Genomic DNA, 9,781 nt, shown 5'->3' on the forward strand with positions numbered 1-9,781 from the left:
GGTGCCGATACCAAGGCGGGAACCACCCGGTCCCATCCCGAACCCGGCCGTTAAGCCGCCTTGGGCCGATGGTAGTAGGGGGTTCGCCCCTTGCGAGAGTAGGTAGTGCCCGGGTCATGTTATGTTAATACCTAATTATTTAACCTCTCCGAATATGGAGAGGTTTTTTGTTTAGTTTTTACTATTAAAAATGGCTCCCATTGTGGGAGCCATAAATTTTAAAGTTTTATGGAATAATCCTTGTTCCTGTTTTTCCTTCTAGTGCATCTTTTAGTTTTTCCATATCTGTGATGAGTGCGGGTCTATTTGTTGATGTTACAAAGGAGATACAGGCTTCTATTTTTGGGAGCATACTCCCTTTTGCAAAATGTCCTTCATTCATATATTTTTCAGCTTCTTTTACTGTGATTGTATCAAGTGGCTTTTGATCAGGTTTGTTAAAGTTAAGATATACTTTTTCAACTGCCGTAAGGATTATAAATTCGTCTGCATCAAGTTCTTTTGCTATTAATGCTGAGGCTCTATCTTTATCTATAACTGCTTCTACTCCTTTTATTTCTCCTTTTTCGTCAATTATTACTGGAATTCCTCCACCACCGCCTGCCACTACTATAACGTCGTTTTCTACTAAGTCTTTAATTGTTCTTTTTTCGATAACATCAAGTGGGATTGGTGATGGAACAACTCTTCTCCATCCTCTTCCAGCATCTTCTTTGAATAACCAACCTTTTTCTTTCATAATCTTTTTTGCTTCTTCTTCGCTATAAAATGGACCTACTGGTTTTGTTGGATTTTTAAACCCTGGATCATCTTTATTTACTACAATTTGTGTTACTACTGTAGCAATTTCCTTATCTATTTTTCTTTCATTTAATACATTTTTCAATTCTTGAGAAATCATATATCCAAGATATCCTTGGGTCATTGCACCTAATACGTCCATTGGAAATGGTGGAATAGTATCCTTTGCAATATCTTGTTGAACTAGTAGATTCCCAACTTGTGGTCCATTTCCGTGAGTAATTATTATTCTGTAACCTAATTCAATCATATCTGCAAGATATGATGCTGTAACTTTTATATTTTTAAACATATTTTCTGCCGTTGGTTTTTCTCCTGGTCTATTAATTGCATTACCACCAATAGCAACAACTGCCAATTTTTTCATATTTTTTGCCTCCTACCTGATTATAGAGTTGCTACCATAACAGCTTTTATGGTATGCATTCTATTTTCAGCTTGATCGAAAACTTTAGAATGTTTACTTCTAAATACTTCATCGGTTACTTCACGAATATCTAATCCTCTTTCCTTTGCTTCTTTTGCAACTGTTGTTTCAAAGTCGTGGAATGATGGTAAACAATGCAAGAAAATAACGTTTGGATTTTCTGTTCTTTTTATTAAATCCATGTCAACTCTATATGGAGTTAATAGTTCAACTCTTTCTGGCATTTTATCTTCTTCACCCATTGATACCCAAACATCTGTGTAGATAGCGTCTGCTCCTTTAACTCCATCAAGATCAGGTGTGTATTCAATAATTGCTCCAGATTCTTTGGCGTTCTCAAGTGCTTCATTCATGATTTCATCTGATGGCTTTAAGGATTCTGGACCTACAGCAACATAGTGAATACCAAGTTTTGAAGAAATTCTCATTAAAGTATTTGCTACGTTATTTCTTGTATCACCTACAAAAACAAGTTTCATTTGATTCAGTGGTTTGTGTATAAACTCCATCATTGTCATAACGTCTGCAAGACCTTGAGTTGGATGTGCTTCATCGGTTAAACCATTCCATACGGGAACTCCTGAATATTTTGCAAGTGCTTCAACAACTTCTTGTTTGTATCCCCTATATTCAATACCATCGTACATTCTTCCTAAAACTTTTGCGGTATCTTCTATTGATTCTTTTTTGCCCATTTGGCTATTGGTCAAGAATGTTACATGTGCGCCTTCATCGTATGCAGCAACTTCAAAAGCGGTTCTAGTTCTTGTTGATGTTTTGTCAAAAATTAAAACAATGTTTTTTCCTTTAAGTAATTCCTGTCTTACCCCTGCTCTTTTTTTAGCTTTTAAATCAAATGCAAGATTAAGAAGATATTTAATTTCTTCAGCTGTGAAATCTTTTAGTGTTAAAAGACTTCTTCCTTTAAGATTAACTGGCATGTTATCTCCTCCCACTCTTTTTATATTTAAAACACAATTAGGTATTTTAATTATACACTTGTTTTTTTTATTTATCAAAACAAACAAATCTTGAAAAACAACAGTTTTTCAAGAATATTTATTTGTTTTAAAGTTATATTTGTTTAAGATTGAGTATGCACGAGTATGCATCAGAATACATCGCATACTGATGCATATCTTTAAAATGAAAAATTAACTGTGAAAAATATATCATTCTTAAAGTTAATTGTAATATTTAAAGTTTTACTTTTTATTTAAAATCTAATATAATTGATATCGAAAAGGAGGATGAAAGAGAATGAAGGTGAATGTCTACTCAGAAGTAAAGAAATTAAAAATTGTGTTGCTTCATAGACCTGGATTGGAGTTAGAAAATATTGAACCTGATTTATTAGAAGAACTATTGTTTGAAGATATCCCATATTTAAAAAAGGCACAACAAGAGCATGATTATTTTGCCAAGGCTTTGAAAGATAATGGTGTTGAGGTTAAATATGTTACGGATCTACTTACAAATATCTTAGAAAAAAAAGGATTAAAAGAACAGTTTGTGGATGAATATTTAAATCTTAGTGAGGTAAAAAATGAGTATATATTAGAGGCATTAAAGGAATATTTGTTATCTTTTGAAACAAAGGAAATGGTAAGAAAAATTATAGGCGGGGTAAGGATAGATGAATTTAAATTAAACAAAAAGAGTTTTTCAACAGTTGTTCATCTAAATAAACAATTTTATCTTCTTCCGCTTCCAAATCTTTATTTTCAAAGAGATCCTGTTGCTTTTGTGGGAAGAGGGGCGCTGATTAATAGAATGAAGACAAAGGCAAGAAGAAGAGAATCATTGTTTATGAAGTATGTCTTAAAATATAGTGATGAATTTAGTAATATTCCTATTTATTATGATATGAATGAACCATTTTCTATAGAAGGTGGGGATGTTTTGGTATTATCTGACAAAGTTCTTGCTATTGGAATTTCACAAAGAACGGACCCAGAAGCTATAGAAAAAATTGCAAGTAAAATATTTTATGAGTCAGACGAAAGCTTTGATACTATACTTGCAATAAATATGCCGAAAAAGCGCGCATACATGCATCTTGATACTATCTTTACAATGGTTAGTGAAAATAAATTTTTGGTTCATTCAAAACTTGAAACCAGCTTGCATGTATATGTGTTAAAGAAAAATAAGGATGAAATTGAGGTTACAGAAGAAGATTTGCAGCTAGAAGATGTACTAAAAAAATATCTTGAGAGAAATGATATTGAGCTTATTAAATGTGGAGGGGATGATGAAATAGCTGCAAAAAGAGAACAATGGAATGATGGGTCAAATGTTTTAGCAGTAAGTCCTGGAACGGTTATAGCATATGAAAGAAATTATGTGACAAATCAGTTGTTAAGAGAAAGAGGAGTTAATGTTATAGAAATTCCTTCAAGCGAGTTATCAAGAGGTCGTGGAGGGCCTAGATGTATGTCGATGCCAATCTGTAGAGAATAAAGAATTCCCCATCCTATTTAGGATGGGGAATTTTTTAAAAGTAGGTTGCATACTCTTCAATATATCTTAAATCTTTAATCTTTAGATTTTTTCCTTCCATTTCTATAATTCCTTTCTTTTCAAGTTCAATAAAGACTCTTGATAGTGCAGGACGAGTTACTCCAAATTCTCTTGCAAGTTCGGTTTTAGACATTTCAAGTTTTATAGTTTTAGATTTTTGTTTTTTAAAAGAATCATAAAGATATGAACATACCTTTTGAATAAGATTTTTGAGTGTTATCTCATAAAATCTATCGGTGATAAATATAAATGTGTCGGAGACATTTTGTAGGTAATTTTTTAATATTTTTTCGTTTTTCATCATTTCATGAATGAGAATATCTTTGGAGAGTGTTAAAATTTTACATTTTTTGATTGCCACAACATCAACTGGATATTTTGGATTTGATGAAAATATAGTTGCGATTGCAAGCGTTTTTGGAGCTATCATATGATCTATTTGTATAACTCTTCCGTCTTCATTCACAAATAACCCCAGTGTTTCGCCTTCTATGAGAATTAGTATTTCATCTATTGGATCATTTCTTTGCTTTATTATTTCATCTTTTTCAAATGTTAAAATTTTGGAATTTTTTATAATTTCTAAAATTTCATGTTCATTTAAATCTTTAAAAAGGCTACAATTCTTGATTGATTCTATGTATTGTTTCAAAACGTTCCCTCCAAAATTAATCATACTAACTTAAAATACTTAAAAACTCTGATTCAGGCATTGGCTTTCCAAAATAATACCCTTGGAATAATTTAAAACCTATCATAGTCAAAATTTCAAGTTGTTTTTCATTTTCGACACCTTCAGGTATTGCCCCCATATTAAAAGACTCAGCTATGCTATATATTGCTTTTAAGAGATTTAGATTTTTTTCATCGTCTATATTACTTATGAATTCTCTGTCTATTTTAATTATATCAAATGGAATATTTCTTAAATAATTTAATGAAGAGTAACCTGTTCCAAAGTCATCAAGGCATAATTTAAATCCTTCGCTTTTTAGTAAATTTAGATTTTCACGAACAATATCATTGTAATCAATAAAGAGGTTTTCTGTAATTTCTATAGTAATTTGACTGCTTTGTATATTGTATTTTTCAAGTATTTTTAGATAATCTTTTGAAAAGTTGCTATTTTTTAGCTGGATAGGGCTGATATTAACATCAACAAATTTCAGTTTTTTTGTTTTAGAAAGTAATTTACATACACTTTCAAATATCTGTTTTGATGCTTGTTCTATAAGACCAGTTTTTTCAAGAAAATCGAGGAATTCAAATGGTGGTATTATTTTTCCGTCTTTAACCCATCTTATTAATGCTTCGGCTCCTACAATTTCCATATTATCTGTTGCTATTGGTTGGAAGAATGGTATAAATTCGCCTTTTTCAATTGCCTTTTTTATTTGAATTTCTTTCTCTAATTCTTTTCTTATTTCATCTTCTATTTCTTTTGAATAAGTTATTATTTTGTCTTCATCCTTTGACTTTGAAAGGGAAAGATTTGTTTTTCTTATAACTTCATCAATATTTTCGTCATTTTTGAAAATATATGTTCCTATGTGAAATTGCAGTAAAGTATCGTCAACTTTAATATTTTTCAAGCAATTATCTATATGCAAAATAAGTTCTTTATTTTTACTGTAGGCTTTTTTTACATCTATATCCAATTCTTCTGCTAGTATCCAAAATTCATCTGCATGAGCTCTTGAAATGATATAATTTGTACATTCTTTTAACTTATTTGCAACAATTTTGAGAATTTTATCTCCAAAAACATTCCCCATTATGGAGTTAATTCTTTGAAAATCCTTTATGTCAATAAATATTAATGAATGATAAAAGAGTGGTTTGAGGTTTTTAAGTCTTTTGATAATGTATACTTTGTTAAATGTTTTAGTTAAAGGATCTTTTTCTATAAGATTGGAGATTTGTTGAGACAATTTCTTTTCTTTTGAAATGTCGGAATAGATTATATAAATAAATGTTTGATGTTCAATTTCAAATTTTGATGCATAAATTCTTACAAATATATTTTTACCACTTTTGCTCTTTCTGACTGTTTCATAGCTTACATGCCCTTTTTTTAATATTTGAAGTGTTAAAATTTTTGATTCTTCTTTTAAATAATCTGGGACGATATTTTCAATATTTTCTAATTTTTTATAACCAAAAGTTTTTGTAAATGCACTGTTGCAGTCTACAATCTTTCCTGAGGGAGTTACCAATACAAGAGGTTCAGGTATATTATTAAAAAGGTTGTGAAATAACTTGTTTGCAATTTCTTGCCTCTTTGAATATTTCATTTCTTTAGTTATATCCCTAAAGTAGTATATTTTTCCATTTTCAAAGTTAATAATTTCTATTGAATAATACTTTTCATCTTTTTCAATTATTTTACCGTTTTCTAAATTAACATCGAGTTTTCTGTTGATTATTTGGTTAAATTCTCTTCCTATAATCTTTTGAGCGGTTTTATTTAGATCAAGGACATAATTGTTTTTGTCCACAAGCAATATCCCGTCGCTAATGTTTAAAATGAAATTTTCTTTTGCGTCTTCAAGTACCTTAATCCAACTTTTTCTTATTAGAACAAATTCTATTATAAGGAAAGTAATTATTGATAAGAGCATCAAAATGGATTCATTACATTTATTGAAGAGAGTTGTTAAAAAGTAATAACTAAAAAGAGAAATAAACAGGATTTGTATTGTCAATTTTATATTTTTTTCTACAGTAGCTTTCGTTATATTTTTAAATGATAAAGCGATGATAAATAATGAATAAATAATTGTTAGAGCTATTGCTAATTTTGAAGTTGTAAGGTGTTTTTGAAAGACAAAATCATTAAATAAAATTAAAAAAAACAAAGGAAGGGATATAATAACTCTCTTTTTGTAATTTCGGGATATTCCATAAAAATCTTCAGAAAAAGCGTAAACTCCGGGTAGTAAAGAAATAACTATTATATCTTGTAAGATATAAAAAAATTCACTTAATGTATACTTGGTTTTTACAAATTCAAATATTGATAAAGTAAATAAAACATAAAATATGTGGATTAAAGCTGGTGATACTTTGTAAAGTTTTCTTTCATGAAGATATACTAGCGAAATTGCAGATAAAGCAATTAAAAAAGTTTCCATTATTTTCCTCCAATTGTTCTTTTCACAAAATATGATACCACTTTATTTAGAAGTAGGCAATATGAGATATATAAAAATTACTATTTTTTAATAATTAGTTTAACATGAAATTTTTATTGTAAAATAAAAAAAGTCCCTCTTCTGTTTTGAAAGACTAGAAGAGGGACTTTTGGTATGTTAATTTTTTAAATTTTAAATTTTTTGACTTCTTCTACAAGATTTTTTGCTATTTTATTTAGATTTTCGGAAGAAATATCTAGTTTTTCACTTGTTTTTGCTTGGCTTTGGGCTGATTTTGCTATATCGTCAACTTGTTGTGATATTGTCACAATTGCTTTTGAAACTACATCCATTGCGCTACTCATTTCTTGTGCAGATGCACTTTGTTGTTGAGAGCTTGCCGCTAGATTATCTATTTCATTTGTAATACTTTCTATCTGCCTTAATATATTTTCAAATTTTTCTTTTGCAATGTTTGATTGATTTGATGCTTTTTCTATTATTTCAACAGTTTGATTGCTTGCTTTTGCTGTATTTTCTATTTTTTCTTGAATATCTTTTAAAATTTCTGAGATCTGAGTTGTTGCATTTTTACTTTCTTCAGCAAGTTTTCTAATTTCATCCGCAACTACTGCAAATCCTTTTCCTGCTTCTCCAGCTCTTGCTGCTTCTATTGCCGCATTTAAAGCTAAAAGATTTGTCTGCTCTGCTATTGAATTAATTGTTTGGACAATTTCATCAATATTTTTTGTGTTTTCGTTTAAAGTTTTTACAATTTTTTCCGTTGAATAACTTATTTCCTTTGCTTTTTCTACGATTTCGCTGATTGCAACAACTTCTTTTTCCCCTTCTCTTGCGTTTTCTGCCATTTTATTCGCATTTTCTGAAATGTTTTGTGCAGCATTTGAAACATTTTGAGCACTTGCTGCGACTTCTTCTACACCGCTTGTTACTTCTTCTACAGATGCAGATGCATTTTGAATTGAATTATCTATTTCTGTTATTTGTGCTGACAGTTCCTGAGCACTAGCACTTAGGTTATCAGCAATATTTGCCAGCTCTTCCGAAGATGAGTTCAGATTTAAAGAAGTTTCACTTATTTGAGAAAAACTTTCTCTTAACATATCAGCCATTTTTTGAAGAGAGTTTGATATTTGTGCAATTTCATCTTTTCCTTTTGCAGTAAACTTTATCGTTAAGTTTCCTTTTCCAAATTCTAGTATGTTTTTAACCATTGATGTAAGTGGTTTTGATATAAAGTGAGTTGATGAAAGATAAATAAATATGGTTACTAGAATAATAACGAACAAGAAAATTATTATAGTAGTATTGGTAATTTTGTTTACTGATGAGAATAGTTCAGATTTATACAAAGTTAATCCAAAGGACCAACCTTTTCCAACCTTTATTGGAGAGTAAAAGACATAAACTTCACTACCGTCTGATCTTGTATAACTTCCATAGCCAGATTTTCCTTCCAGCATTTTTTGAGCTATAGTATCTAAACCTTTAAACCCTTGTTTTGATGCTTCAAGTATATTTACTTTCATCCTAATTTTTTCATCTGGATGTGCAATTGTAAGTCCGGTTGAGTCAATTATCCATCCAAAACCGTTATTCCCAACTTTTGTTTCAACAGCAATTTTATTTAGATCGTCCAATTTTACTGCGGCCCCAAACAAACCAATTGTTTTTCCATTTTCATCTTTTACTGCGGATGCAACTACAAAGATAGCATTTTTACTTGCTTTTGAAACTAATGCGTTACTAATATAATAGTCATATCCTTGTTTAATTATTTTTTGAAAGTATTCTCTGTCGCTTACATTTGCAGTTACACCTGAAGTTGTAGGGGCTGTTCCATCTGGATAGGCAATAAAGAACATTTCATAATCAGTTCTTGATGAAAGTTTATGTTTTAATTCTTTATTCATTAGTTCTTCCCATTTTCTAGTTTTTAATGCTTCTATTACAGAGTTTGTATCAGCGAAATTTTGAACATCTCTTAAAATCCCATTTAACCATTCCTCAATTATTTGCGAAGCTTTTTTAGAAATTTCAAGTGCGGTGTCTATAGATAAATTTTCTACGGATTTTCTTGTTTGAAATGATATTAAAAAAGTGCTTATTATAAGTAGGGCAATTACTGGTAATAGAACAAAAGTTAATAGTTTTCCCTTAATTGATTTCATAAAAACATCACCTCCTGTTTTATTAAGGAATAAAGTACTTATTTTAAATTATCTTTAAACTCATTGTAATTTTATCACGAGTAAAGTAATTTTTAAGTTTCTTATATGTTTCTTTTTTGTTAAAGGCATAGAAAAATAAAAAATAATCTTTTGTGTGATTGTGGATAACTGATTTTTGAGTAAGACATTTGCAAAATTAATATTTTATTGATTTGTTTTTTTTAGCAATAATAAAAATTTCAATAAAAATATGAATAAGTATTTAATAAGGTATTTACTAGTTGTGTATATAAATTCGAGTAACTATAAAAATACAATCTTAATTAATTTTATAATAATGAAAATCACAAAAATATGATTTGCAATTTTTTAATAAGACAGATATTATGAAGCAAGTCAGATATACAAATATGTAGGCAAGAAACTAAAAAAGAAGAATTTGAAAATATATATGTAGGATAAAGGATAACATGAATATTAAATTTGTAAGGATATAATAACTATGTTGTTGGAATTTATAGATATTAAACATTTGAAAGTACTTAGGACAAAAAGTTTAAGAGTTATTATAAGTTAGAGCAATTGTTTTAGTAATGTTAAAAATTAACTCAGGGCACTTAGTGTCCTGAGACCCTGGCCAATGTAAAAAGTAGGTTAAATTAGAATATAAAAAAAGGGCTACACCTGCTAAAATTATTTTTGTA

General features: G+C 29.5%; 6 protein-coding genes and 1 rRNA gene. 2 read left to right on the plus strand and 5 right to left on the minus strand.

The genetic code is table 11. The features are described 5' to 3' along the window. Positions 1–114, plus strand: a 5S ribosomal RNA gene (gene rrf, locus EO083_RS09500); the annotation flags it as partial. Between the two features lie 112 nt (positions 115–226). Here rrf and arcC read toward each other — a convergent pair. Continuing rightward, a complete protein-coding gene (arcC, locus tag EO083_RS09505) occupies positions 227–1,168 on the minus strand; it encodes a carbamate kinase (RefSeq protein ID WP_126994193.1) in 942 nt (313 codons plus the stop codon). A gap of 20 nt (positions 1,169–1,188) precedes the next feature. Next, positions 1,189–2,169 carry an ornithine carbamoyltransferase gene (gene argF / locus EO083_RS09510; protein WP_126994195.1) on the minus strand — a complete coding sequence of 327 codons (981 nt, stop codon included), beginning with the start codon at positions 2,167–2,169 and terminating at the stop codon, positions 1,189–1,191. 319 nt (positions 2,170–2,488) lie between these two features. Between argF and arcA the strand changes: the two genes are divergently transcribed. After that, the gene (gene arcA, locus EO083_RS09515; RefSeq protein ID WP_126994197.1) at positions 2,489–3,691 is read left to right on the plus strand and encodes an arginine deiminase; all 1,203 of its coding nucleotides are present in this window, start codon (positions 2,489–2,491) and stop codon (positions 3,689–3,691) included. 34 nt (positions 3,692–3,725) lie between these two features. Here the strand turns inward: arcA and EO083_RS09520 are convergent, their stop codons facing one another. The 3 genes from EO083_RS09520 to EO083_RS09530 form a co-directional block, all read right to left on the minus strand. Then, positions 3,726–4,403, minus strand: a complete 678-nt coding sequence (locus EO083_RS09520; protein WP_126994199.1) for a Crp/Fnr family transcriptional regulator — start codon at positions 4,401–4,403, stop codon at positions 3,726–3,728. A 25-nt stretch (positions 4,404–4,428) separates the two neighbouring features. Further along, complete coding sequence (locus EO083_RS09525) at positions 4,429–6,885, minus strand: sensor domain-containing protein (RefSeq protein WP_126994201.1); 2,457 nt, start codon at positions 6,883–6,885, stop codon at positions 4,429–4,431. Between the two features lie 185 nt (positions 6,886–7,070). Then, the gene (locus EO083_RS09530) at positions 7,071–9,077 is read right to left on the minus strand and encodes a methyl-accepting chemotaxis protein (RefSeq protein WP_126994203.1); all 2,007 of its coding nucleotides are present in this window, start codon (positions 9,075–9,077) and stop codon (positions 7,071–7,073) included. Positions 9,078–9,781: the final 704 nt, after the last annotated feature.

The sequence above is a fragment of the Thermosipho globiformans genome, from assembly GCF_003990895.1.
Lineage (GTDB): Bacteria > Thermotogota > Thermotogae > Thermotogales > Fervidobacteriaceae > Thermosipho > Thermosipho japonicus.